The organism is uncultured Aquimonas sp., from assembly GCF_937888285.1.
Taxonomy (GTDB): domain Bacteria; phylum Pseudomonadota; class Gammaproteobacteria; order Xanthomonadales; family Xanthomonadaceae; genus Aquimonas.
The window spans coordinates 59,873-85,811 of sequence record NZ_CALART010000090.1; the positions used below are offsets into that span (position 1 = coordinate 59,873).

Here is a 25,939-nt window from a genome sequence, read left to right on the forward strand (position 1 = left end):
ACTTCTGCCATGCGTCCGAGCATCCCGCGGCGAGCACGTCCCAAGCTCGCCCGTGGGCTACTCGAAGCCGTTGGCGAACACCCGGCTCAAGTCCGGCACCTGCAGGCGGTACAGCTCCTCGCCGACCGGGCCGCGCGCGCTGAACAGCACGCGCTCGCCCACCCGCCGCAGGCCGAAGGGATTGCTGCTCGCCGGGCCCGGCGCGAGGTCGCCGCCGACGATGTCGAACAGCTGGCCGTTCAGCAGCAGACGCAGCTCGCGACCGTCGTTGACCGGCGCGCTGCGATGCGCGGCGAACACCAGGGCGCCGCTGTCCAGGGCCACCGCCTCGCGGCCGACCGCGCGCAGGGTCTGCGCGGCGCTGTCGTAGGCGCAGCGGGTGCCGGCCTCGCTGCCGTCGCTTTCGAACAGGGCGCAGCCGGGCTGCTGCGAGCTCAGCGCGCTGAAGTAGACGCGCCCGTTGGCCTGCGTCAGCACGCCGTGCAGGCTGGTGTCGCCGAATGCATTGCCGGGGCCGGCGAACAGATCGATCACGCGGCGGGTACCGGCGGCCGTGCCGTCGCTGACGTACAGCTCGCGGCCGTGGGTCGTGCTGAAGGCAGTGAAGAACACGCGCTGGCCGTCGCTGACGAAGTCCTGCGGAAAGCTCGCCGGCTGGCCCGGATTGATGTCCATCAGGCGCTGGGTGCCCTGGCCGGTGCCGTCGCTGACCCAGAGCTCCTCGCCGAAGACGCCGTCATCGGCGCGGAAGACGACGAGGTCAGGCAAACCTGGTCGCCCGCTCAGGGCGACCAGCTCGGCCGGCCGGCTCGACTCGCCGCCGGGGTAGATGTCGCGGATCAGGCTGGGCACGTCGTTGGCGTCCAACGCAAACAGCTCCATGTCGGAAGCGCCGGTCGAGGCCACGAACAGCAGGCGCGAGCCGACCGCGGCCAGCAGCCGGCGGTTGTCGAAGCACAGGCTCTGCACCCGGCGTATGCCGGGCTGGGAGAGGTCGGTCACGACCTGCGTGCCGGCGGCGGTGCCGTCGCTTCGGGCGATCTCGATATCGCCGAAGCTGTTGCCGTCGGTGGTCACCAGGAAATAGACCCGGCCGTTGCGCTCGATGTAGCAGCTCCGCGCATCGGTGACCGCGCGCAGGCCCAGGCTCTCGGTCTGCCCCGCGGCCGTGAGGGTCGCCAGCACGCTTTGCGGACCGGTGTGCCAGAAGCGCCCGAGCCGCTCGCCGATCAGGTCGGACATCTCCGGCCGCGGCACCGGCGGCGACAGGTCCGTAGCGTCCACCTCGAAGTTGCGACGCTGGCTGCCGTCGAAGGCCGAGAGGTAGGTGCGGTCGCCGAAGTGGGCACGCACCGAAACCTGGCTGTCGCCGACCGCTGCGCGGAAGTTGCCCAGCGGCCGGGTGCCCACGCCCTGGCCGCTGCTGAACCAGGGATCGCCTTCGCTGCTGCCGCCCGGCGCATGCGCGAACATCACGGTGGCGCCGCTGCTGGCCATGACCCGGATGAAGCCGGACTCGATCAGCGCGCTGCCGCTGATGTCGAGCGTGCCGGCCGCCGTGCCGTCGCTGATCCACAGCCGCGGCAGGCCGCTCAGTGCCGGGTTCTGGAAGGCCATGAACGCGCGGGTGCCATTGCCGCTGATCAGGCGGCTGAAGCCGTTGCTGGCGGGCGGCAGGCCCTGGCTGCCGTTCACCAGCTCCTTCAGCAGGGTGGTGCCGGCGACGGTGCCGTCGCTGGCGTGCAGCTCGCGGCCCAAACCGCTGGCGAGGCCGGTGAACAGCAGGCGGTTGCCCAGGCTGATCAGCGCTTCCGGCGAATTGCTGGACAGCAGGAGGGTGCCGGCCGGAGTACCGTCGGTGACCTTGAGCTGGCTGCCGCGCGTGTAGAACAGACGGAACAGGGGCGCATTGAAGGTCAGCTGGCCCAGCCCGAAGCTGCCCGTACTGCTGTCGAGCAGCTGGCTGCTGGCGGCGCTGTTGCCGAACACGCGCAGCTCGGACAGGTTCTGAACAAAGTCGCTGAGCACGAAGTAGGTGTTCGGCCCCAGCGCGACGAATTCGGAGATCCGCCGGTTGAGCCCGAGATCGAGCCCGCCCACGCCGCCCACCGCCGAGGGTGGCGCGGTGCTTGAGGCATAGCTCAGCAGACGCAGTTCGAAGCCACCGCTGGGCCCGACCGCCAGCAGGCAGACCTGGCTGGTGGAGCACAGCTGCACCTGGCCGGGGCTGGAGGAACTCGGCCCGGGCACCAGATCGGCTTCGAGTTGCACGATGCCGCCATTCAGCCGCCACAGCTCGCGGCCGACATCCGCGCGGGTGGCGCTGAAGAAGGTGCGCGCGACGGCGGAGCCGCCAGCACTGAAGCTCACCCGGCGAAAGGCCTCCGGCCGCGAGGAGCCCGCGCCCGGCTCGATGTCGGCCACCAGCTGCGGCGCGCTGGCACCGGCCACCAGCGACCACAGCTCGACGCCGGTGCGGCCGTCGTTGCCTGTGAAGTACAGGGTCGAGCCTTCGACGTGGAAGTTGGGCCCGATGGGAAAACCGTCGCAGCCCCCCGGGCACAGGTCGAAGAACAGGCGGGTGTTCTGCGGCGTGCCGTCGGTCTCCCACAGCTCGGTGCCGTGCTCGGCCGTGCGCTGGGTGAACAGGTAGCGCCCGCCGAAACTGACGGCGCCACTGAACTGTCCCCCCGTGCCACCGAACTGGAACTGGTTGGGGCCGGTGTTGAAGTCCGCGCGCAGATCGATCGCGGGCTGAGCGGCGATCGACCTGCTGCAGACGCAGGCCAGCGCCAGCAGGAACAGACGCGCGGAGGCGCTGGGATTGGCGGCAGTCATGGCAGTGCCCGGCAATGGACGCAATCCGTCCTGCAGGGGGTCACGCAAAACCGCTTGCGGTTTTGCCAAACAGGAATGGCACCGCTTGCGGTTTTGCCAAACAGGAATGGCACCGCTTGCGGTTTTGCCAAGCAGGAATGGCACCGTCGCGGTTCTGCCAATCGGGAATGGCACCGTCGCGGTTTGCCGGACAGGGAAGGGCGCTTCACCACGCCCCGTCACATCCGCCGCCACGGCACTACACTGCGCGCCTTCCTCACACGATCTCCACGCCCCAGACCATGGCCGGATCCAGCCTCTTCGCCCTGATCGACGACATCGCCAGCCTGCTCGACGACGTCGCCGCGATGACCAAGCTCGCCACCAAGAAGACCGCCGGCGTGCTCGGCGACGATCTCGCGCTCAACGCACAACAGGTGACCGGCGTGCGCGCCGAGCGCGAGCTGCCGGTGGTGTGGGCGGTGGCGAAAGGTTCGATGGTGAACAAGGCGATCCTGGTGCCGGCCGCGCTGGCGATCAGCGCCTTCCTGCCCTGGGCGATCCTGCCCCTGCTGATGCTGGGCGGCGCCTTCCTGTGCTTCGAAGGCGTCGAGAAGCTGGTGCACAAGTGGCTGCACCGCGCCGAGGTCGAGGTCGAGCAGCAGGCGCGACTCGTGGCCGTGGCCGATCCCGAAATCGACCTGGTGGCGATGGAGCGCGACAAGATCAAGGGCGCGATCCGCACCGATTTCGTGCTCTCGGCCGAGATCATCGTGATCGCGCTGGGCACGGTCGCCGCTGCCAGCTTCAGCCGCCAGCTCGGCACGCTCGTGGGCATCTCGCTGGTGATGACGATCGGCGTCTACGGTCTGGTCGCCGGCATCGTCAAGCTCGACGACCTCGGCCTGTACCTGACCCAGCGCGCGTCCGCGGCCAAGCGTGCGATCGGCCGCGGCATCCTCGCCGCCGCGCCCTGGCTGATGAAGTTCCTGTCGGTGGCCGGTACCGCCGCGATGTTCCTGGTCGGTGGCGGCATCCTCGTCCACGGCATCGGCCCCCTGCACCACTGGGTGCAGGCGACGATGCCCGCGCTCGGCGGCTTCGCGCTGCCGGCCGAGATGGGCATCAACGCCGGCGTCGGCATCGCCGCCGGCGCGGTGCTGGTGGCGCTGTGGATGGGCGTGCAGAAGCTGCGCGGCGGCACGGCGCACTGAAAGTCCGCGCGCCATACCCAGGCAAGGCTGGATTCTTCAGCCTTGCCTGGACGGGTGCTCTAGCGCTCCGGCGCCTGCATGACATAGCCCGCCGCGGGCGCCGCCGGCGGCTCGTCGATGCGCTCGAAGCCGTCGGCGAATACCGCCGTCGGCGCGCGCGCATCGCGCACCGCCACCGCGGCGGGGCCGGGGGCGGATTCGATGCCCGCGTCGCTCAGGGCGGTGACCCGATACCAGTCGGTACGGCCATCGCCGCCAGTGAGGTCGATGAAGGCCGGCACGAAGCTGGAGCCCACCGGGGTCCAGTCCTGGCTGCCGTCAGCGGCCGGCGGATTGGCCCGCCAGATGCGCCAGGCGCTGATGCGCGGATCGCTCGCGGCCGGCCATTCCAGCAGCACGTGGCGGTCGCGCTGGCGCACTTCGACCTCGGGCAGGCCGGGCACTTCGAGCGCGCCGATGTCGGCGCTGCCGAGGTCGTTGGCGCCGTCGGCATCCGCCTGGGTGCCGAGCTGCACGCGCACGAACAGGCGGCGGGTTTCGTCGCGACTGAACTGCGCGGGCACCGCCGCATCCAGATCGACCAGGGCCTGGCCACCGGGGCCGAAGGCGCTGAGATCGGTGCGGCCGGCGAACTCGCCGACGCCGGGTTCAGCGTCCCAGGCCGCCTCGATGCGCAGCGCTTCGCCACCGCCCCCGCCCTGCCAGGGCTTGCCGCGGGCGCGCAGGGCGACCTGCACGCGGATCGTGCCGCCGGGCTGCAGCACGGTATCCACCGGCAGCACGGCTTCCACCGCGAAGTCGGGCGCGTCGGCCAGGCTGACCAGCTGCAGGCTGCCCTCGACCGGCGTGCTCTTCAGGCTCGGCCGCAGCGGCTCGAAGGCCAGACTCTTCTCGAAGGCGGCGACGTTGAACACCGGCGCGGCGCTGACGTCGGCAAGCGCGAGCAGGCCCTGGGTGGCCGGGTTCTGCGCCAGCACCGGGTTCATCCACAGGCCGGCGCCGTCGCCCAAGGTGAGCAGGGACGCGGGTGCGGCGTCGAAGCGCGGCACCACGCTGACCAGGCTGCCGGTGCCGGCGAGCATGCCGATCGGGTCGCCGGGGGCCGCGCGCAGGCCCTGCGCGTTCGGGCTGAAGCCCAGCCCGCGGAAAGCCAGCTGCACGTCGCCGCTGGCGGTGCGCAGCAGGGTCGGCGCTTCGGCGCGCAGGCCGCGCCCCAGCGCATCGGTCTGGCGCTGGCTGGCAAAGCTGCAGCTGTTGCTGCTGCAGGTGCCAAGCGCACTCCACAGCTCGGCCTGGTTGCCGATCTGCGCCGCCCCGCCCGGGTGTGCGGTGAACGCCAGCACCGGCCGGCCCTGCGCATCGCTGGCCAGCGACTGCCAGACCACACCCTCGGGCGCGCCACCGACCGGCGCCGGCACGCCGCCGGGCAGCACGCGGTACATCAGCTGGCGCGTCGCCTGCGCGGCCAGGCTGCGGCCGCTGGCGCGGGTGAAGCTGACGATCGGCACGCCGCCGGCATAGGTCGCACGCGCGTGCATGTCGCTGCCCGCACCGGGTTCGGCGACGCGCGCCGGCGCGGTCCAGGCGCCGTTGCGGAAGAAGGCGTGCCAGACCTCGAAGCGGAAGCCGAAGACATCGGCGCCGGCGTCACGCGTCCACACCGCCAGCACTTCGCCTCCGGCCGGGCAGCCGCTGGCGCCTGCTGGACAGGTGGCGAGGCTGACCTGCCCTTCGCCTCCGGCACCCGGCGGCGTGAGGTTCTGCGCGGCACCCCAGCTACCGTTCTGCAGCCGACGGAACACCAGATGCCGGCTCGCGGTGGCGGCCTGCAGGCTGGAGGCGCGGAAGGCGCTCTCCGTCAGCGGCGAGCGCTCGTACACCAGCACCGCCTGCCCGGGTGCGTGATAGGCCAGCTGCGGCGCGCTGGCGCCGACCACAGCGCCGAGATCGACCGGCGCGGCGAAGCCGCCGCCCTGCCACGGCCGGAACTGCACCCGACCCTCGCGCGCCTCGGCCAGGCCGCCCTGACCCAGCGCATCGAAAGCCGCGCTGACCGGCGCCAGCCGGGTGATGCCCAGGGCCGCCAGCCGCGTCGAGGCCTCGTATTTCGCGCTGCCCAGGGGCGGGATCTGGCAGCTGTTGTTCGGCTCGCGCTCGTCGATCGGCACCGCGGTGTCGCCGAACTCCACGCACAGCGGACACAGGCCGACGCTGACGTCGTAGCGCACCTGCATGCGGAAGCGGAAGCAAGGTTCGCTCTGCTCGGGATCGAGCCGGCCGTTCACCACCGTCACCGGCATCGCCACGCCAAAGCTCGGGGTGAAGCCGGCGGTCATGTCGACCAGGCCGAGCACCGCGCTGAAGTTGAAGAAGGCATCGATGGCGCCCCCCACCGAGGGCTGGGTCTTCAGCAGGCTCGACAGCTGGCCGGTTTCGAGATCCAGCTCGGCCTGCATCTGCACCAGCAGATCGGCCCAGAAGCGGGCGTCGATGCCGAAGGTGGCGGCGGCGATCGGCGGCACGCCCCAGGCGAAACGGAACACGGGTATCCAGCCGGTATCGAGGATGCGTTCAGGCCCGATCGTCTCGCTGTAGGCGAGGCCTGACCGGGTCGCACTGCGCGGCTCGGCCTCGCGATTGACCGTGCGGTTCTCGCTCTCGCCCGTCCGCAGGAAGCTGGTCTGGCCATTGGCGTCGACATTGCTGCGGAGCTCCTCCTTGCCCTGGCTGCGGTTCTGCAGCGTCGGCATGCCCTGCGGCGGCGTGGCGTCCACCGCCACCGGCTCGGGCCGCACGGTCATCCGCAGCTCGGCGCGCGCTGGCGTCCACTGCGCGAGGCTGCGGCTCAGCATGTCCTCTGGCGGCTGCCGCCACCACGGCGGCGGCGGCTGCGTCTCCAGCTTGAAGCGGTACTCGCCGAAGGCACTGGCCGGCGTGCCCTGCACGCGGATGCGATAGCGCTCCACGCCCCAGGGGCTGCGGTGGAAGCCCGGCAGATTGACCTCGAACTCGGTGTCACCAGGCCCTGCGCAGGCTTGGGAAGGCCGGACCGGGAAGCTGCCGATCGTCTGCTCGACCCACTGGTTCTGCGTGTTGCGCACCCACTTCGACAGCAGGGCCGACTGCACCACGCCGAACAGGCCCTGATCGAGGGTGAAGCGGACCGGCAGGTCACCGGCGATGTTCAGGCCCTGCGCATCATTGAAGGCGCTGCCCGGGAAGGTGGTGATCGGGCCCCAGGTCGCGAGGCCGGCGGCGTCGGCGCTGCGCGGGAGTCCGCCGATGTCGGGATCGAGCGGCAGGCTGATGCTGCCGCTGTACGGGCGCATGGTGTAGATCAGCAGCGGGTTGAAGCCCAGCGGGTTGGTGCACTGGAAGTACTCCAGCGAATCACCACCGCAGAAGGTGCCGCCGTTGTGCTGGTAGATGACCGGATACTCGATGCCCTGCGCGATGCCGCCGTTGGCATTCGCGGTGTAGCCCACGGTGAGGCCCGAGGCGCGGATCAGGATCAGGCTTTCCAGCGGTTCGTTGTCGCCGGGGCCAGAGCCGTTGCCATCGTTCCATTGCCGTCCGACATGTGCGGCCACCGCCGCGATCAGTTCGGTACGGTCCAGCACGACGGTGACCTCGCCATTGGCATCGGTCTCGCCGCGCCAGAGCGTCAGCGGACACTGTCCGGTGATGCGCGCATACAGGGCCGGCGCGGTCTGCTGCAGGATCGTCCCGATCTGGGCCGGGTTGCGCAGGACCATGCCGGCGCTTGAGGTCGTCGTCGGCAGGGCGCTGCTGGCATTCAGGCCGCCCGGTCCGCGCGCTTCCTCGGGCGGCAGGATGCTGCCGACATTGCCGTCGACGGTGACGATGCCGCCCTGGATCGGCTGGCCATCGGGCGTACGCAGGCGCAGCCGGAACTGCACCGGATCGTCCGGCCCCGGCAGGTTGACGGCGCCGCCGGGAAAGCTGAAAGGCCCGCGGCTCGGGCCGCGGGTCGGGGGCCGCTCGGGCTCGGTGAAGACGATATCGGTCTGACCCTGGCCGGTGGCGCCGAAGTGCACCGGCAGGCCGCTCCAGGTCGAGCGCAGCCAGCCGCGGATGGCGAAGCTGCCGTCGGCACCGACCGCACCGCGACCGTCATCGAGCGGCAGCACGCGGCCATCCGGCAGGCGCAGATTGATGCGCGCGCGCAGGCCAACCGGGCTGCCCTGGCGCAGCTCCAGCCGGCCGCTGACGGTGAATGCCTCACCGATGCGCAGGCTCGCCGGCAGGCCGGCCAGGTTCAGCACCCGCGCCGGGCCGCTGAAGCCCGCAGCCAGCACGCGCACGCTGCCATCGCCGGCGGCGATCACCTGCGCGCCCTCGAGCTGTTCGACGCGCAGGCTGGCGCTGCCGCCGGTCGGCGTCGCCGAAGGCAGGCGCAGATCCACCGCTGCCGTCGCTGCGCCGCCCGCGAGCAGCTGGGGGCCGAACACCCGCTGGCCGTTGATGCGCAGCACGGTCGGCGCGGCACGCAGGCCGTTCAGGGCGACCCGCAGTGGATCGCCGGGGCGCAGCGCATCCGGCGTCGCGCTGACGCCGAGCGGCGCACCCACGGTCAGCGCGCGGCTAAAGACCTGCGCACCGCTGCCGTTGTCGTCCAGCGTGAGCGTGTAGCTGCCCGGAGCGATCGCGCCCAGCGTCAGCGTGCCGCGCACGCTGCCGTCAGCGGCCGTGTTCAGCACCCCCGACTGCAGCAGCACCGCGCCCACCGTGCGCAGGCGGAAGCGGTAGCTGCCGGCCGCAGGCGGCAGCGCCGCCACGCTGAGCGTGGACTGCGGCGTCGGCAGGGCCGGCGTCACCGCGATCTGCGCCAGCACCGGGCCGGCCAGCACGGCGAGCAGGAGAATCAGCAGGCCGCGCGCGAGGCGCGGGCCGGATCTGCGTGGACGGACTGCATGCATGGTCGTCGCTCCGGGCCCCCATGGCCGCTCGCATGCAGGAATGCGGCCAGAGGGGGAAAGCGAACGCCGACGCGGCATAGGGTGGGCCCTGGCCCACCATGAGCTGGACCTTCGCCACACCCACGCGCGCGCGCGCTCGCACCAGCGGCGACGCCAGGCCTGTCGACGAACGCAGGCATCGGCATGTTCCAGGCCACGGTGGGCCAGGGCCCACCCTATGCGGGCTTCGGATCGCCGATCCGCGATGCCGGGGCCTGCGCCTCCGCCGCGCTGGCCATGCGGGCGATCGCGCGGTTCAGCTTCATGCGCACACCGTCCGGCGTCTCGCCGAGTTCGGCGGCGATCTCGGCGAAGCTCATGCCGAACTCGAAACGCATCAGCACCAGCGCGCGGTGGGCGGGTTCCAGCCGCTGCAGTGACTGTTCATAGGCCAGCCAGTCTTCGGGATCGACCTCGGCGGCCGGCAGCGCGGCCGAGGCCGAGGCCGCGGCATCGTCCTCGCCGCCCGGGCCCAGCACCGGCGAGGCGCCCTGCCGGCGCAGGGTTTCGCGCAGGGCATTGATCAGCACGGTGCGCAGGTAGGCGAAGAAGTCGCCCGGCGACTCGGTGCGGATCTGCGGCAGGCGCTCCAGCACGCGCAGCCAGGTGATCTGCAGCAGGTCGGCTGTGTCCTGCTGATGCCGCAGCAGCTGCGGCACGCGGCCGCGGGCGAAACGCTGCAGCAGCGGCCCGACCCGCGCCACCAGGGCCGAGCGCGCCGCCGCATCGCCATCGCGGATGCGGTGCAACAGAAAGCCGGTGGTGTGGCCGGAGCCGCTCGATTCACCCATGGCCGGGCGGAGCCTGCGCGTGAGGACCGCCACACTGTGCGCAGTTGCCGGCCCTGAATCAATCGTCGGGGAGCGCGGACCGCAGCGCCGGGCCCGCGGAATGCCAGCCATGGGCAGAGCGAGACAGGCCGCCGTGTTTCAGGGCGTGAGCTCGAAGCCGTCCGCGAACACGCGGTTGGCGCCCGCCTGGTAGCCAGCGCCCGCACTGCCGCCGCGGACCAGGCGCAGGAAGCGCGGCAGCGCATCGGACTTCAGCGCGAAGCCGGCACGGCCCTCGCCGAAGTCGAAGTACCAGGCAGCCAGCGCATTCTGGTGCACCGTGGTCGAGGTCCAGTGCAGGCCCTGCGCCGGTGCGTTCGGAAACACCTGCTCGTTGATCGCCGGATTGCGTCGGCAGGCCTCGTGCAGGCTGGCCAGCTCCTTCAAGTTGGGCAGGCGCCAGTCGCCGTAGCCGGCAAAGCCGGGCGCGCCGTCGCCGTCGGCGTTCGACTCACCGAGATTGACGGCGCGCACCAGCTGCAGAGCGTCGCGCCACTGGGTGAGGTTCTGCGCCGTGCCGCTGCAGCCCGAACCGGTCCAAGCCTGGCCCAGCGAGCAGCGCATCCACTGCAGGCCGCTGGGCCGGTGCACGGCGGTGCCGTCGTTCTGGAGCTCGAAGTCCGCAGTGGGCGTGGACGGGGCGACCTGCGGGTTGAAGCAGCTCTGCGCGCGGACCGGTCCGATGCCGGCCAGCGCCAGCAGCACGGCGAGGAGCGCAGGCGTTCGCGTGCAGATGACCCAGCGCCGAGCGCGCAATCCCGAGGCTGCAATGCCGGCGCTCATGGCGCGCTCCTCACCAGCCGCAGCGACGCGGCCAAGGTCTTGCTGGTGCCGTCGACCGGCGTGCCGTACTCGAAGTACAGGCTCCAGGCCTGGTCGCTGAAGGGCGCCGGCGTGCCCGTCCAGGTGATGTTCGGCACCGGGTTCTGCGGGTTGCCGAAGTCGCCGGGAACATCCGGAAACAGCGCGGTATCGATCGCCGGCCAGCGCGTGCCGTAGTGGACGATCGACTCCAGCTCGCGCCGGGTCGGCATGCGCCAGTCGCTGCTGCCGCAGAGGCCGATCGCATTGACCGCCTCGACATAGCCAGCGCTGTCGCAGAACAGGCCGCCCGGGTTGCTGTCGGGGTCGTACCTGTCGAAGCACTGGCCGCGATTGCTGCCGCCGGGATCGCCGCCGTTGCTGGCATTGGCGGTGCCGTCCGGCCGCTGCGCGCTGCTGTACCAGCTGTAGGTCCAGCCGCGGTCGCGAAGTGCAGGCACCGGCGTATGCGTCCTGACCTCCCAGTCCAGTCCGGTCACGTGGTCGCGCACGCAGGACCAGCGCGTGCCGGCGGCCTCGCTACCGGCATCGAAGCCCTGCGCGTCGCGCGCCCAGGCCTGGTCCTGCACGGCCAGCGGCTGGCCGTCCGCGCCGAGCTTGCTGAAGTCGAAGCCGGCGGCACCGCGGCCCTGCTTGGCGAGCGCACCCTCCTCGAAGGCGATGTCGCGGCCATGGCGGGCGTCCTGGCCGGGGAAGTCGACCGGATCGGGCAGCGGCGAGACGGCCGTGGCGGTATAGACCAGGCGCTGGCCGCTGTCGTTGAGCAGGCCGGTCTGCGCCAGCGCGGACGCAGCCGGCAGGCCGGCCAGCAGGGCGAACGGAATGCGGCGGAGGATGGGCATGGCGGCGACCTCGATCCGGCGATGGATGGATCGAGGAATGCGCCGGCATCGGCGAAACGAACGCGGTCTCGCTCTGCCGCGCGCGCGTCAGCCACTGGCGCGCGGCGGCCCGATCAGGTCCCAGCGGTTGCCGTACAGATCCTCGAACACCACCACCTGCCCGTAGGCTTCGCTGCGCGGCGCGCCGTCGAAGCGCGCGCCGGCAGCGGCCAGCCGCGCGCAGTCGGCGTCGAAATCCGTGCTGCGCAGGAACAGCCAGACCCGTCCGCCGCCCTGTCGACCGATGTGTGCCGCCTGCGCCTCGGTGGCCGCCCGCGCCAGCAGCACCTGCATCGCGCCCGGCACGCCGACCACCACCCAGCGCTTTTCCGGCGAGAGCGGCGTGTCCTCGATCAGATCCCAGCCCAGCGCCCGCGTGTACCAGGCGATGGCCTCGTCATAGTCGCGGACCAGCAGGGCGAACTGGAACAGCTGTGGGGGTGAGGGCATGGCGGGGCTCGGGCGTTCGGGGCTGCGCAGTGTGGGCCATGGGCCGCCACCGTCGATGTGCATGCCGGCGCGATTGCGGGGCGCCGGGACCTGGAGTCCCGCATCGCGCCAGAAGAGGACAGGGACTCGAAGCAGCCTGGCCGGTCACGTCCCCCTTGGCTTCGCCCGATGCGTGGCCTGCGCGGTCCACGGGTCATCCGGCCAGGGGTGTTTGGGATAGCGGCCCTTGAGCTCCTTCTTGACCTCGGCATAGGTGCGCTCCCAGAAGCCGCGCAGGTCCTGGGTGACCTGGATGGGGCGGCCGCCGGGGCTGAGCAGGTGCAGGGTCAGGCGCACGCGGCCCTCGGCGATCGCGGGCGTGTCGGCGAGGCCGAACAGCTCCTGCAGCTTCACCGCCAGCACGGGCGGCTGTTCCGGCAGGTACTCGATGGCGCGCTCCATGCCCGAGGGCACGCTGATGCGCGTGGGTGCGAGACGCTCGACGGCCTGGCGCTGGCTGTGGTCGAGGCGCGAGCGCAGGGCCTCGCCGAGCAGGGACGCGTCGATTTGCGACAGCCGCGTCTTGCCGCCGAGGTAGGGGCCGAGCCAGGCGTCGAGTGTCGCCAGCAGCGCCTCGTCGCTGAGGTCGGGCAGGCCCAGCTCGGGGCAGTGCGTGCGAAGCAGGGCGACACGCTGCTGCCATTGCCGCTGCGCCTCGCTGAAGTCCAGCACCTGCAGGCCCAGACGACGGATGCCGTTGATCAGGCCCTGCACGCAGAGCTCGGCGTCGGGTTTGCCGATCGGTTTGCGGCTCAGCACGATCTGCTCATAGCGGCGCACGCGCGAGGCGGTGACCGCGCGCGCGGCCTCGTCCCAGCCGGCCTCGTCGCGCTCGATGAAGCGCTCGGGAAATTCCCGTTCAAGCGCCTCTTCGTCGAAGCCGGTGGCGCGCAGGATCAGGCCGTCGCCGGTATCGGCGCGCAGCTCGCTGATGACCAGCCAGGGCTCGCCGACCAGGGGCGAGTCCGGCATCAGCTTGGCCATGCGGCCATTGGCCAGCGCATAGCGCAGGCGGTCGTTGGGCAGCACGTGCGCGATGCGATCGGGAAAGGCGTGCAGCAGCAGCTCGCCCAGGCGGTGCGGCGAGGCGCTGGCCACTTCGGTGTTCGTATCCAGGCGCCGACGCCAGCTGCGCGCGGCCTGCTCCACGGCCATGAGCGCGCTGCGATCGGTGTCGTGGCCGCCGCGGCGGGCGCGGAAGTCCTGCAGGGCCTGCCAGCGGCTGGCCCAGTCCTCGCGACGGCGCGATTCACCGCGCAGCACGTCGCGGCCTTCGATGAGGGCGACCAGATCACAGGCCAGCGCGCGCGCTTGCGCATCGGGCGCCGCGCACAGCATCGCGGCGAGACGCGGGTGCGTGCCGAGCTTCAGCATGCGCCGGCCCAGCGGCGTCAGCGCGCCCGAGACATCGAGCGCGCCCAGCGCGCGCAGCAGGTCTTCGGCCTGGGCGAGCGCGCCCGGCGGCGGTGCGTCAACGAACGGCAAGGCATCGCTGCCCCAGGCGCGCAGCTCCAGCACGAGGCCAGAGAGCTCGACCTGCATCAGCTCGGGCCGGCGTGCGGGTTCGAGGCGCTGGCTCTCCGGCCACAGGCGATAGCAGACGCCCGGCGCCACGCGCCCGGCGCGACCGGCGCGCTGGTCGGCCGAGGCCTGCGAGATGTTCACCGTCATCAGCTTCGAGAAGCCGGAGTTCGGATCGAAGCGCGGCTCGCGGGCGAGGCCGGAATCGATCACCGCCTTCACCCCCGGCAGGGTCACGCTGCTCTCGGCCACATTCGTGGCCAGCACGATGCGGCGGCGGCCATCGGGGGAAGGCTTGAGCACCGCGGCCTGCTGCTCCACCGGCAGCTCGCCGTACAGCGGCAGCACCTCCGCATTCGCCGCCTGCGCCGATTCGAACAGCAGCCGCTCGCCGCGCTGGATCTCGCGCAGGCCGGGCAGGAACACCAGCAGGTCGCCGTCGGTTTCGCGCAGGGCGAGTTCGACCGCGCGCTTGAGCTGCGCGTCTTCCGGTTCGTTGCCCTGTCGCGGCGGATAGGCGATGCGCACGGGATAGCTGCGGCCGGCGCTGGTCAGGCGTGGGGCGTCGAGCGTCTTGGCGAGGCGCTCGCCGTCGAGCGTGGCCGACATCACCACGATGCGCAGGTCGGGCCGCAGCTGGGCCTGCACTTCGAGCGCGAGCGCAAGCCCGAGGTCGGCGCTGAGATGGCGCTCATGGAACTCGTCGAAGACCAGCGCGCCGATGCCGTCCAGCAGCGGGTCGTCCTGGATCAGGCGGGTGAGGATGCCCTCGGTGACGACTTCGATGCGGGTGCGCGGGCCCACCTTGGATTCGAAGCGGATGCGATAGCCGACGGTCTCGCCGGGCTGTTCGCCGCGTGCGCTGGCCATGAAGTTCGCGGCCGCGCGTGCGGCGATGCGGCGCGGTTCCAGCATCAGGACCTTGCGGCCTTCGAGCCATGAGGCATCGAGCAAGGCCGGCGGCACGCGGGTGGTCTTGCCGGCGCCGGGCGGGGCCTCCAGCACCAGCCGCGGATGTCGCTCAAGGCTGGACAGGATCTCGGGCAGCAGGGGATCGATGGGAAACGCGTCGGACACGGGCAGCACAACCGGCAGAAAGGAAAACGCCGCCGCGGTCGGGCCGCGGCGGCGTAGTGTCCACGATTTGGGAGATGCACTTCTGGGCGGCACGGATCAAGCACGTACGTGCTCGATCCGCGGACGCGCCCTCCTTGGCGCGCGACGACGCTGAAGTCTTCGGCGTCGCCTCAGCGCTTGGCGTTGACCCGCTGCACCAGGGCCTGCACCTCGTTCTCGAAGGCGACGTAGCTGGCGTCGTCCTGCTCGCTCTTGCGCTGGGCGACGGACTTCAGCGGTGCGGCTTCACGCAGCGCCGGGGTGTGGTCGACGGTCGCCGCCTCGGCCCGCTTGCTCGGCCCGCGCCCGGTCTCGACGAAGGTGCGGCTGGCCGAGCGGAAGCCGCGCAGCGGATACAGCGCGTAGTTCAGCGGGTTGGCGCTGCAGGGGAAGATGGTGAAGCCACCGTCGTTGTTGCCGGTGGCGCCGGCGCTGAAGTACTCGGCCTGCACCGGCGCCTCGTAGTACATGCACAGGCGCTGGCCGCTGCCGTTGACGCTGTTGTCGTCGAGGATGATCGACTGCCGGCGGCGGCTCGTGCTGTAGAAGCCCGAGGCGCCGTTGAAGCGCAGGGCGTCGGTACTGCACTCGGCGTCCAGCGAGGTCTCGCTGCGGCAGCCGTCGAAGTACCAGGTGCCGCCCTCGAGATCGAGCTGGTCGAACACCAGAACGTCGCCGCTGAAGCGGAAATCGTTGAAGTTGGGGAATTCGCTGAAGTCCAGGTTCAGGCTCCACTCGCCCAGCATCTTGCTGGCCTGGATCGGAGCCGAGCCGTCGCCATTCGGGCCGGTGCGCTTGTAGTAGTAGTAGTAGCGCTCGATCGGCATGCTGCGAATCGGCAGCGGCGGCACGTTCCAGGTCAGGGTGCCGCGGGTCGGGTCGTTGGCATCGAAGGCCAGGCGGATCGTGCCCACGCGCTGATTCTGCGGCGGTCCGCTGTAGCTGCAGCCGGCGCACTGCGAGTTGGTGAAGCGCAGCAGCTCGCCTTCGTACAGGGCATTGCCGTTGAGGAAGCCCGCCGAGGTGTACCAGACCGGCAGGCCGTTGGGCTCGCCCAGGTAGCCGGTGAACACCAGCAGGTTGTCCTGCAGCTCGATGGTGAAGCCGGAGCCGCTCTCGTTCGGGTTCCACCACAGGCCGGCCTCGGGCTGGTAGGCCTGGGCGCCGCCGGCAGTGAGGGCGAGCAGGAGGGCGAGGGTCTTGCGCATGACGGGACTCCGGTGACGCTGTGGGGCGCGGGACGCGCGCGGTCGTCGGACCCTAGGCCCGGCGTGCTTAATCGCGACTTAGCGCAACGGTTGGCGCTGATGTCGCGGCGCAGGGATCAACTCCGTGGACGGCGTCCCGCCCGCGCCAGCCAGCGCAGCAGCGGCTGCCAGGGCTCGGCCTGGGTGCGCACGGCCTCGTTGTCGTAGTCGAACAGGCTCTTGCCCAGCGCCGCCAGCAGCACATAGCTCTGCGAATCGCGCAGCTCGGCGCGCAGCGGCCAGGGCCACTCGGCGAGCTGGGCAAGCGCGCGCTGGCTGGCCTGGGTGTTCATGCGCAGCCGATTGGCGACCAGGCCGACCTGCAGACCGCCCTCGGCCATGCGCCGGTGACCGCACAGGGCATCCAGGAAACCGGCCGTGGCTTCGAGGTCGAAGGCGGACGGCAGCACCGGCACCAGCAGGGCGTCGACGCGCTCGATCACCGACTTCAGCGTCGCCGGCTGCGAGCCGGCAGGCGCATCGAAGACCAGCCAGTCGGTGTCCTCGGGCAGGCGCTTCTGCCAGCGGCCGTCCGCGCCATTGACGCCGAGCACCTCGGGCGCGCCGCTGCCGGCGCGGCGCTCGCACCAGTGCAGGGACGAGCCCTGAGGGTCCAGATCGACGAGAACCGAACGCCGTCCCTGCACGGCCGTCCAGGCCGCCAGCTGGGTCGCGATCGTCGACTTGCCGCAGCCGCCCTTGCTGCTCGCCACCAGAATCGAGTGCATGCAGGCTCTCCCCCGGGTTTCGCCGGAACTGTAGCAGCGCCCCGGCGAGGCCGGCATGGGCCGGCGGCCGGGCTCGCAGCGGCGGTTCGATCGGCCGCCCGGTTCCGCCCGCAAAACGCCAGACCCGGGGTGCAAGGTGCGCGAGCTTCGCGACTGGCCTGCACCGTTGCGCTCCATACCAAGGGCGGACACGCAAGGCCGATTCCCCGAAGTATCCTAGCCGGCTTGCGTGCCGCGATCGCACGCCCCGATCCCGTCACCTCCGAACCTTTCATGAGCCTTTCGACCCCACCCGCATGGGCCCCGGTGGCCCAGCTTCGCAGCACCGCCGTGGACCTCGGCGGACTGATGTCGGTGCTGAGCAAGCACCTCTACTCCACGCCGATGGTGGCGCTGCGCGAGCTGGTGCAGAACGCGCACGACTCCATCCTCCGCCGCCGGTTGGAGCAGCCGGACTGGCAGGGCCCCAGCCGGATCGAAGTGCTGGCCGATGCCCAACAGGGCGTGCTGCGCATCATCGACACCGGCGCGGGCCTCACCGAGGATGAGATCCACGCCTACCTGGCGACGGTCGGGGTCGGCTACACGCGTCGGCTGCGCGAATCCGGGCATGAGGACAGCGGCCTGATCGGCATGTTCGGCCTGGGATTCCTGTCGGCCTTCGTGCTGGCCAAGCGGGTCAGCGTACGCACCACTTCGTACCAGCAGCCCGACCGCGGGCACGTCTACCTGTCGACGACGGCCGAGCAGTACTCGGTCAGCCCGATCGCGGCGCGAGCGGTCGGTACAGAAATCGTGCTGGAGCTGCAGGACGAGTACCGGGGGCTGACCAGCCCGGCACGGCTCGACGAGATCCTGCGGCACTACTGTGCCCTGCTGCCCGAACCGATCCATCTGTGCGGCAGCGCTGAAGCCATCAATCCGGAGCCGCCGCCGTGGCGGCGCGACGGCGAGACGCCCCTGCATCCGCTGCAGGCGCAGCGCCGCAATCTGGAGTTCGCCGCACGCTTCGAGCGCAGCTTCGAGCCGATCTGCACGGTGGAGGTGCAGCCTTCGGGCACGGAGGCCGGCAGCGATGCGCGTGGCCTGTTGTGGGTTCAGGATGGCGCCACCTACGGCACGAGCGACAACCGCAACCTCGCGGTGTTCGTACGCGGCATGCTCCTCGATGACGATGCCCGCGACCTGCTGCCCTCCTGGGCGGGGTTCGTCGGCGGGGTGATCGAATCGAACCGGCTCACGCCCACCGCCAGCCGCGAGGATCTGCAGCGCGACGCCCACTACAGCGCGGTGCGACACGCCTTGTCCGAATCGCTGATCGATGGCCTGGGCCAGATCGTGCGCACGCAACCGGAGGCCTGGCGCCGCATCCTGCTGCGCCACAACGAAGCCCTGCTGGGCGCCAGCCTCTGCGACGAGCGCCTGTTCGCACTGATGATGGAGCATCTGCGCGTGCCGACCTCGCAGGGTCAACTGCGTGTGCCCGAGCTGATCTCGCGCGGCGCCCTGCACGTGATTCTGGAAAGCCAGCAGGGCTTCGAGGCGATGCTGTTCCGCACTCTCGGCATTCCGGTGGCGCATGGGCATCGCTACGCGGTGGTGCCCTTCCTGCGGCGCTGGGCACAACTGCGTGGACTGCGTCTGGTCGAGCTGGGTACCGAGCAGGGCAACCGCCAGCTGTTCCGCGAAGCCGAGCTGCCCGCGCACGAGCTCGACTGGCTGCGCGAGCACCTCTGCCAGGGCGAACGACTGCAGCCCGCGCACTTCGAGCCGGCGGTGCTGCCGCTGGTGGTGGTGCCGGATCGCGACAGCGAACTGAAGCGTCGTCTCGACGCGGATGCACAGGACAAGAAGATCTCACTGGCCGCGCTGCGTCTGGCACGGCAGTTCACGGCGCAGATCGACGCCAGCCACGACAGCCGTCTGTACCTGAACCTCTCCAACCCGGCCGTCGACGCGCTGCTGCAGTCGCTGCGCCAAGGCAGCGCGCACGCCGCGATGGGCGCACGTCTGCTGCGCACCTTCAAGACCATCCTCGCCGGCCACGAGTCGCAGGCGCCGGATGCGCTGGGTGGCGCCCTGCAGGACCTGGCCGACTCGGTGCAGGCCCTGCTCATGCGCTGAGGCCCGCGCAAGCACTGCACATCTCCCGCGGGCGGGGGGCCGTCCCTCCCGCAGCCCCGCGCCCTTTCACGTCCTTCCGCGCCCGTGCGGCGCACTCAATCCCCAGGAACTTCGATGAACATCTGGCATTGGATCGAACAATTGCAGGCCTCGCTGCGCGAAGCCGGACAAGCGCACAGCGCGGACCTGATCGACCGCTTCAGCAGCGAGATCTGCGACCAGGAAGTGGAGCGCGCCGAGGCGCTGATGCCGGAGCTGCGCGCACTGTGCAAGACGCTCGAGAACCCGTGGCTCGAGGTCTTCGTGCGTCACTGGGACCTGCGCAACCGGCTCGGCAACAAGGCCGAGGGCGAGACCGCCCTGGCCGAAACCATCGCACTGTTCGAGTTCGCCCATCGCGAGGAAACCATCGAGTGTCCGCAGTCGATCTGCGTCACGCAGGACGTCGCCAGCTGCTACGCGAACATCGACGGCCCCGGCTGGGCGGAGGAGCGCATCGCGGTCTGCGACGAGACCCTCGCCCGCATCGAGCCCAGCCGCAACTGCTTCCAGTGCCTGTCCTACCAGAAGGCCCTGGCACTGCGCGACAGCGGCCGCGCCGCCGAGGCACTGAGCTGGCTGCAGTCGCAGCGCGCCGTGCTTGAAGCGGCAGGCGTCGAGGCCAATGGCGGCACGCTGGAAGTCGAGAACATCCTGCTGCTGGAGAACGATCGCGCGGCCGAGGTGCTGGCCCGAATCGAAGCCGAGGAGGCCGCGATCGACGGCGTGGAATGGCGCAACATCGCCCAGCCGCGGACGATGCTGAAGGCGCGTGCGCTGGCGGCGCTGGGCCGCATGGACGAGGCGTGGGAGACCCTTCCGCCGCTGCGCGAGATCAACGATGGCGACCTGCTGCCGTGGATGGAGGCCTCGTTTCCCGTGCTGATGGCGCTGCCCGAGCACAACGACTGGGGCCGCGGCGCGCGTCTGCATCAGGGCGTGCTGCATCACTCGAAGCTGGGCGCCCATCGCCGCACGATTGAACTGGCGGTCTACGCCGCCCGCCTTGCACTGGCGCGCGGCAGCCGCTTCAGCGCGCAGCGCCTGCTGCAGATCGCGCAATCGCATCTGCCGCGCCTGCGCGCCGACGCCGGTGCCGCGGCGATGCTCGCGACATTGTCGAGCGAGATCGAAGCGGCACCGCGGCGCCCGGCACCAGTGGCTGCGGATGTGCTGCTGCAATGGCTGGATGAGCAGGCCGAGCAGACCGATGAGCGCAACCCCGAGACCGAAGCCGAGTGGCTGCTGCAGGCGGTGGAACAGCGCCCGGACGATGCCGCGCTGCTGCAGCAGACGGCGCAGGCGCTGCAGGCCTGCGGCGCCATGGATGACGCGATCGCACTACTGTGGACCTATGTCGAACGCCATCACGCCCAGGAAGAGAGCCCCGCCTACACGCTGATGACCTACCTGCTGCAGCAGAACGCCTACGACGAGGTCGAGCGCCTGGCGCGGCTGTATGCACACTCAGCACCCGCGACCACGCACTGGTGCCGCGCCAACGTCGCCGCCCATCGTGGCGACTGGGCTGAAACCGAGCAGCACTGCCTGCGCATGCTGGAGGTCGCCCCTGAGTACCACGGCGGCCGCCGCCTGCTGGTGCGCAGCCTGCAACGGCAGCTGCGCTTCGCCGAGGCCAGCCGACAGCTGGCGGCGCTGCGCGAAGCGCTGCCCGATGAACGTGGCCTTGCCTGGGACTATCTGACGGCGGCGACGGCGGCCGGCGACTGGGCGGGCGTGCATCGCGTGGCCCGCGAGCTCGGCATGGAGATCGAGACCGAATCCGGCCCGATCGATGAGGACTGGAGCTGGGTGATCATCCGCTTCATCGAGGGCGACAAGGCGATCGACTACTACGCCCGCCGCACCGGCCCGGTCAGTGCGCGCATCGTCGAGAACGCCTGGGGCCCGCGCCAGCAGCACGTGATGGACGAGGTCGCCTACGACGCCGAGCTGGTATTCCCCGCACCCGAGGATGAAGAAGAGCGTCAGCGCTTCATCCCCACCTTCCCCTGCGTGCACACGCTGCGTGCCGGCGGCTACGGGCCCGGCTGGCTGGTCGATGGCGTGCACCCCGGCGAAGAGGCCTTCGACCGGCTGCGGGATGGCCTGCAATCGCGCGGCTGGAAGGTCTGGATTCACAGCCCGGACGACTACGAGGTGCAGGACAGCGCCGACGGCGATCGTTCGCACCCGGCCATCTTCTTCAGCGTCTCGGCGCCGGCGCAGCTGCCGCTGACCGAGATCCACGCCGCTCTCGAACAGGCCACCGCCGGCTTCGAACACCGGCTGTGCTGGGCACGCCTGGCCGAGGCGGCCGGCATCGACGTCGATGCGCAGCGGGCGCTGGTCGAACGCTACGGACTGTAGCGATGCGCAAGGATGGAGCCCATGGTGGGCCGGGGCCCACCCCATGAGGTCTCGACGACGCTCTGCATAGGGTGGGCCCTGGCCCACCGTAAGCTGGACACTCGTCCCTATGCACACAGCCCGGATCCGCCGTGCGCGCCTTGAATCGAACGCGCGCACGCCTGCGTGGCGGCTCGGCAGGACCGTCGCGAGCATGGAGCCTATGGTGGGCTAGGGCCCACCCTATGAGTACGCGAAAGCGCTGAGGTGCCCGCGAGCGGCAGGCTTCGGGTGATTGTTCCCGTCAATGGCAAAGGGCGCCCCGGTCGGGGCGCCCTTTGCTTTTGCATGCGGTCGACCGAAGTCCGATCAGGCCGCGTTGGCCTCTGCGGCCACGGGCTGCTGCCATCGGGTGAGCAGCTCCTCGCGCAACTTCTTCGCCTGCTCGAGGTGAGCCTCCTTGACGTGGCCGAAGCCGCGGATGCGTTCGGGCACGCGGGCGATTTCGACGGCCAGGTCGAGCTTGTCGGCGCTCAGCTCACCGAGCAGGCGCTCGATCGTGCCGCGGTACTCCTCGATCAGGGCGCGCTCGGTGCGGCGCTCTTCGGTGTAGCCGAAGATATCCAGCTTGCTGCCGCGCAGGCCCTTGAAGTGCTTGAGCAGGCCGAAGGCCTTGAGCATCCAGGGGCCGTACTCGGCCTTCATCAGCTTGCCGTTCTCGTCGCGCTTGGCGAACAGCGGCGGCGCCAGGTTGAAGTGCAGCCTGTAGTCGCCCTCGAACTGGCTGGCCACGCGCTTCAGGAAGTCGCCCGAGGTGTAGAGGCGCGCCACTTCGTACTCGTCCTTGTAGGCCATGAGCTTGAAGTAGTAGCGGGCCACCGCCTCGGTGAGCTTGGTCGAGCCGGGCGCGCGCTTGGCCTCTTCCGCACGCACGCTGTCGACCAGGGCGCGGTACTTCGCCGCATAGGCGGCGTCCTGGTAGTCGGTGAGGAAGGCCACGCGGCGCTCGATCAACTGTTCGAGGTTGGCCGACAGGCGCAGGTCGTCCAGTGGCGCCGGGGTGAGCGCCGTCACCTCGGCAGTCGGCTTGGACAGGCCAGCGGCTTCGGTGACCGCCTGGATGTCCACCGCAGCGAGGCGGCCCCAGTTGAAGGCCTGGGTATTCATCTCGACGGCGGCGCCATTGAGCTGCACCGCACGCAGGATCGAGTCCAGCGACAGCGGCACCAGGCCCTGCTGCCAGGCGTAGCCGAGCATGAACAGGTTGGTCGCGATCGCGTCGCCCAGCAGGGCCGTGGCCAGCTGGGTGGCATCGACCAGCAGCGGCTCGCGGCCGCCCAGCGCCACGCGCACGGCCTCGACGATGCCAGCCGCCGGGAACTGCATGTCGGGCTTCATGGTGAAGGGACCCGGCATGGCCTCGTAGGTGTTCAGCACCACGGCGCTGCGGTCGGCGCGCACCTTCGACAGCGCCCAGTAGTCGTTGACCACGACCATGTCGCAGCCGAGCACGAGATCGGCCTCACCGGCGGCGATGCGCACGGCGTGGATGTCGGCCGGCGTCTTCGCAATGCGGATATGCGTGGTGACCGCGCCGCCCTTCTGCGCCAGACCGGTCTGATCGAGCACGCTGGCGCCCTTGTTTTCCAAGTGGCCAGCCATGCCCAGCAGGGCGCCAATCGTGACCACGCCGGTGCCGCCGACGCCGGTGATCAGGATGTTCCAGGGCTGATCGAGGTTCGACTTGAACTGCGGCATCGGCAGGCTGGACAGGCGCTCCTCCACGCTGACCCGCTTGCTCTTCTTCAGCTGGCCGCCCTTGACGGTGACGAAGCTCGGGCAGAAGCCCTTCACGCAGCTGAAATCCTTGTTGCAGTTCGACTGGTCGATGTCGCGCTTGCGGCCGTATTCGGTTTCCTTGGGCAGCACCGACACGCAGAAGCTCTGCACGCCGCAGTCGCCGCAGCCCTCGCAGACCAGCGAATTGATGACGGTGCGCTTCTGCGGGTCGGCCATCTTGCCGCGCTTGCGGCGGCGGCGCTTCTCGGTGGCGCAGGTCTGGTCGTAGATCAGCACGCTGGTGCCGCGGACCTCGCGCAGGCGCTTCTGCACGGCCTCCAGATGATCGCGGTGCTCGAACTCGACGCCGGCCGGGAAGATCTCCGGCTTGGACCACTTCTCGATATCGTCCGAGACCACAACAATCGTCTGTACGCCTTCCGAGCGCATCTGATGCGCGATGTCGGGCACGGTCAGGGTGCCGTCGACCGGCTGGCCGCCGGTCATGGCGACGGCGTCGTTGTAGAGGATCTTGTAGGTGATGTTCACCTTGGCCGCGATCGCCTGGCGGATGGCGAGGCTGCCCGAATGGAAGTAGGTGCCATCGCCGAGGTTCTGGAACACGTGCGGCGTGTCGGTGAACGGCGCCTGCCCGCACCAGGTCGCACCCTCGCCGCCCATCTGGGTGAAGGTGTCGGTGCGGCGGTCCATCCAGGTGACCATGTAGTGGCAGCCGATGCCGCCGAGTGCGCGCGAGCCTTCCGGCACCTTGGTCGAGGTGTTGTGCGGGCAGCCCGAGCAGTAGTGCGGCACGCGCGGGAAGCTGGCGCGCGGCGCGGCCAGCTCGGCCTCCTTGGCCTCCATCCAGCGCAGGCGCTGCTCGATCGCGTCGGAGTTGAAGAAGCGCTTCAGTCGCTTGCCGATCACCTGGGCGATGGTGGCGGGCGTGAGTTCACCGGTGCTGGGCAGGCACCACTGGCCCTGCTCGTCGTACTTGCCGACCACGCTGGGGCGGTGCTGCCAGTTGAACATGTACTCCTTCATCTGCGACTCGACGAAGGCGCGCTTCTCTTCGACCACCAGGACGTCTTCGAGGCCCTCGCAGAAGCTGCGGATGCCTTCGGGCTCCAGCGGCCAGGTCATGCCAACCTTGTAGACGCGGATGCCGATGTCCTCGCAGGTGCGGCGGTCAAGGCCCAGGTACTCCAACGCCTGCAGCACGTCGAGGTAGCTCTTGCCGGTGGTGACGATGCCCAGCCGCGCCTTCGGCGAATCGATGACGATCTTGTCGATGTGGTTGGCGCGGGCGAAGGCTTGGGCTGCCGCGACCGCATAGCGGTGCAGGCGCATTTCCTGGTCCAGCGGCGGATCCGGCCAGCGGATGTTCAAGCCGCCGGCGGGCAGCTCGAAGTCGGTCGGAATCACGATGTCGAGCTGGTGCGGATTGACGTTGACCGAGGCCGAGCTCTCGACGGTTTCGGCGATCGTCTTGAAGCCGACCCAGCGGCCGGTGAAGCGCGACATCGCCCAGCCCAGCAGGCCCATATCGAGGATGTCCTGCACGCCGGCCGGGTTCAGCACCGGCATCATCGCCGAGACAAATTCCAGCTCCGAACCATGCGGCAGGGTCGAGCTGCGGCAGGCATGGTCGTCGGCGGCCAGCGCCAGCACGCCACCGAACTTCGAGGTGCCGGCGGCATTGCCGTGCTTGAACACGTCGCCGCAGCGGTCCACGCCCGGGCCCTTGCCGTACCACATCGAGAACACGCCGTCGTACTTCGCGCCCTCGAACAGGTTGGTCTGCTGGCTGCCCCAGACCATGGTGGCGCCGAGGTCTTCGTTGAGGCCCGGGGTGAAGTGGATGGCCGAGGCCGCGAGATGCTTCTTCGCTTTCCACAGTTCGAGGTCGAAGCCGCCCAGCGGGCTGCCGCGATAGCCGGAGATGAAGCCGGCGGTGTTGAGCTGCTGCGCGCGATCGCGCATCTGCTGCATCAGCGGCAGACGCACCAGGGCCTGCACGCCGGAGAGGTAGATGCGCCCGGACTCGCGGGTGTACTTGTGTTCGAGCGTGTAGTCGAGGTCGATCCGCGGCGCGTCGAGAAGGACGGCCGGAATGGCGTTGGCAGTGGCGGACATCGGCTGTGACCGGGGCGAGGAAGACCACAAATTCTAACATTCGACCTTTGTCGGCCCCCGTATGCTCGACGCCAGTTGCCGGTGCGCCAGGGTTCTGGCACGTCCGGCCGGTTGGTGCGGCAGCGAGAGGGGATGCGTTGATGGGTGTGAAGAGGCGCGCGATCAGCGGCGTGCGACTGCTGCTCGGAATCATGTTGGGCGGCCTGCTTGCGCAGGCGATCCAGGCCCAGGAGCTGCCGCCACCGGACGCGGCCTATGTGGACGCCGACCCCGCTGCGGTGCGGATCACGCCGATCAACGCAGAAGACAGCGCGCAGCGCAGCGCTCTGGAAGCCGCCCTGCGGCGCGAACCGCGCAGCGTGCTGCTGCGCCTGCAGAACGCCCAGCATCTGGTCGACCGCGGCCTGCGCGCGCGGGTGCCGCGCGAGCTCGTCGCCGCCGAGCGGGCCGCCGCGGATGACGCCCTCGCGCGCCGCACCGTCCACTACAACGCAGGCTGGATCCACTACCAGCTCGGCGACTTCGACAGTGCGCGCGACCAGTGGGCCGCGGCCTGGCGCCTGCACGGCGGGCATCCCGAGTGGGTGCCCGTGGCCTTCGCGCTGGCGCTGTGGAACCAGGGCGACCGCGAAACCGCGCTGGCTTACTTCCGCGCGGCCGTGAATGCGCGACCCGAGCGCTGGGCCAGCGCCGAGGCGATCGACAGCAGCGCGGAGCCACTGGGCGCCAACGCGCGCTTCGCCCTGCAGTCGATGCGCCAGGCTGCGGAGGCCAGCCGCTGATCGCGCGAATGTCGGCACAGTCCTTGCTGGCGGTAGTGCCGGGTGACTCTTGCTTTGGAACCGTGCTGCTGAAGGCCGGGGGACGG

At 70.4% G+C, this 25,939-nt stretch carries 14 protein-coding genes; 4 read left to right on the plus strand and 10 right to left on the minus strand.

What is annotated here, in order from left to right:
- Positions 1-57 precede the first annotated feature (57 nt).
- Complete coding sequence (locus tag Q0654_RS16635; protein WP_298855976.1) at positions 58-2,838, minus strand: hypothetical protein; 2,781 nt, start codon at positions 2,836-2,838, stop codon at positions 58-60.
- A gap of 281 nt (positions 2,839-3,119) precedes the next feature.
- On the opposite strand from Q0654_RS16635, the gene Q0654_RS16640 reads away from it, so the two are divergent.
- Entirely contained in the window at positions 3,120-4,031 is a 912-nt protein-coding gene (locus Q0654_RS16640; protein WP_298855977.1) for a DUF808 domain-containing protein, read from the plus strand.
- Between the two features lie 59 nt (positions 4,032-4,090).
- Here the strand turns inward: Q0654_RS16640 and Q0654_RS16645 are convergent, their stop codons facing one another.
- From Q0654_RS16645 to Q0654_RS16680, 8 genes are all read right to left on the minus strand, one after another.
- Complete coding sequence (locus Q0654_RS16645; protein WP_298855978.1) at positions 4,091-8,971, minus strand: hypothetical protein; 4,881 nt, start codon at positions 8,969-8,971, stop codon at positions 4,091-4,093.
- 215 nt (positions 8,972-9,186) lie between these two features.
- Entirely contained in the window at positions 9,187-9,801 is a 615-nt protein-coding gene (locus tag Q0654_RS16650; RefSeq protein WP_298855979.1) for a sigma-70 family RNA polymerase sigma factor, read from the minus strand.
- A 138-nt stretch (positions 9,802-9,939) separates the two neighbouring features.
- Positions 9,940-10,623, minus strand: coding sequence for a DUF1566 domain-containing protein (locus Q0654_RS16655; RefSeq protein WP_298855980.1), 684 nt, complete (start codon positions 10,621-10,623; stop codon positions 9,940-9,942).
- Positions 10,620-11,504, minus strand: a complete 885-nt coding sequence (locus Q0654_RS16660) for a DUF1566 domain-containing protein (protein WP_298855981.1) — start codon at positions 11,502-11,504, stop codon at positions 10,620-10,622. The genes Q0654_RS16655 and Q0654_RS16660 overlap by 4 nt, the downstream gene beginning before the upstream one ends.
- An 87-nt stretch (positions 11,505-11,591) precedes the next feature.
- Entirely contained in the window at positions 11,592-11,993 is a 402-nt protein-coding gene (locus Q0654_RS16665; protein WP_298855982.1) for a VOC family protein, read from the minus strand.
- Positions 11,994-12,137: 144 nt separating this feature from the next.
- On the minus strand, positions 12,138-14,630 hold the full coding sequence (hrpB, locus tag Q0654_RS16670) for an ATP-dependent helicase HrpB (protein ID WP_298855983.1): 2,493 nt from the start codon (positions 14,628-14,630) through the stop codon (positions 12,138-12,140).
- A 170-nt stretch (positions 14,631-14,800) separates the two neighbouring features.
- On the minus strand, positions 14,801-15,877 hold the full coding sequence (locus Q0654_RS16675; RefSeq protein WP_298855984.1) for a hypothetical protein: 1,077 nt from the start codon (positions 15,875-15,877) through the stop codon (positions 14,801-14,803).
- A 116-nt stretch (positions 15,878-15,993) separates the two neighbouring features.
- Positions 15,994-16,644, minus strand: coding sequence for a ParA family protein (locus Q0654_RS16680; RefSeq protein WP_298855985.1), 651 nt, complete (start codon positions 16,642-16,644; stop codon positions 15,994-15,996).
- 273 nt (positions 16,645-16,917) lie between these two features.
- Here Q0654_RS16680 and Q0654_RS16685 point away from each other — a divergent pair, with 273 nt between their 5' ends.
- On the plus strand, positions 16,918-18,768 hold the full coding sequence (locus Q0654_RS16685; protein WP_343230150.1) for an ATP-binding protein: 1,851 nt from the start codon (positions 16,918-16,920) through the stop codon (positions 18,766-18,768).
- A gap of 114 nt (positions 18,769-18,882) precedes the next feature.
- On the plus strand, positions 18,883-21,177 hold the full coding sequence (locus tag Q0654_RS16690) for a hypothetical protein (protein ID WP_298855986.1): 2,295 nt from the start codon (positions 18,883-18,885) through the stop codon (positions 21,175-21,177).
- Between the two features lie 348 nt (positions 21,178-21,525).
- On the opposite strand, the gene Q0654_RS16695 is transcribed toward Q0654_RS16690, so the two are convergent.
- A complete protein-coding gene (locus Q0654_RS16695; protein ID WP_298855987.1) occupies positions 21,526-25,071 on the minus strand; it encodes an indolepyruvate ferredoxin oxidoreductase family protein in 3,546 nt (1,181 codons plus the stop codon).
- Positions 25,072-25,211: 140 nt separating this feature from the next.
- On the opposite strand from Q0654_RS16695, the gene Q0654_RS16700 reads away from it, so the two are divergent.
- Positions 25,212-25,853: a hypothetical protein gene (locus Q0654_RS16700; protein ID WP_298855988.1), complete on the plus strand. Its 642-nt coding sequence runs from the start codon at positions 25,212-25,214 to the stop codon at positions 25,851-25,853.
- The last annotated feature ends 86 nt before the right edge of the window (positions 25,854-25,939 follow it).

What these genes read in the sequence shown, in the direction of transcription:
- Q0654_RS16685 (WP_343230150.1), top strand. Translation starts at nt 16,918, where the DNA reads ATGAGCCTTTCGACCCCACCCGCATGGGCCCCGGTGGCCCAGCTTCGC.
- Q0654_RS16695 (WP_298855987.1), bottom strand. Translation starts at nt 25,071, where the DNA reads ATGTCCGCCACTGCCAACGCCATTCCGGCCGTCCTTCTCGACGCGCCG.
- Q0654_RS16640 (WP_298855977.1), top strand. Translation starts at nt 3,120, where the DNA reads ATGGCCGGATCCAGCCTCTTCGCCCTGATCGACGACATCGCCAGCCTG.
- Q0654_RS16675 (WP_298855984.1), bottom strand. Translation starts at nt 15,877, where the DNA reads ATGCGCAAGACCCTCGCCCTCCTGCTCGCCCTCACTGCCGGCGGCGCC.
- Q0654_RS16660 (WP_298855981.1), bottom strand. Translation starts at nt 11,504, where the DNA reads ATGCCCATCCTCCGCCGCATTCCGTTCGCCCTGCTGGCCGGCCTGCCG.
- Q0654_RS16635 (WP_298855976.1), bottom strand. Translation starts at nt 2,838, where the DNA reads ATGACTGCCGCCAATCCCAGCGCCTCCGCGCGTCTGTTCCTGCTGGCG.
- Q0654_RS16690 (WP_298855986.1), top strand. Translation starts at nt 18,883, where the DNA reads ATGAACATCTGGCATTGGATCGAACAATTGCAGGCCTCGCTGCGCGAA.
- Q0654_RS16645 (WP_298855978.1), bottom strand. Translation starts at nt 8,971, where the DNA reads ATGCATGCAGTCCGTCCACGCAGATCCGGCCCGCGCCTCGCGCGCGGC.
- Q0654_RS16700 (WP_298855988.1), top strand. Translation starts at nt 25,212, where the DNA reads ATGGGTGTGAAGAGGCGCGCGATCAGCGGCGTGCGACTGCTGCTCGGA.
- Q0654_RS16680 (WP_298855985.1), bottom strand. Translation starts at nt 16,644, where the DNA reads ATGCACTCGATTCTGGTGGCGAGCAGCAAGGGCGGCTGCGGCAAGTCG.
- Q0654_RS16650 (WP_298855979.1), bottom strand. Translation starts at nt 9,801, where the DNA reads ATGGGTGAATCGAGCGGCTCCGGCCACACCACCGGCTTTCTGTTGCAC.
- Q0654_RS16655 (WP_298855980.1), bottom strand. Translation starts at nt 10,623, where the DNA reads ATGAGCGCCGGCATTGCAGCCTCGGGATTGCGCGCTCGGCGCTGGGTC.
- Q0654_RS16665 (WP_298855982.1), bottom strand. Translation starts at nt 11,993, where the DNA reads ATGCCCTCACCCCCACAGCTGTTCCAGTTCGCCCTGCTGGTCCGCGAC.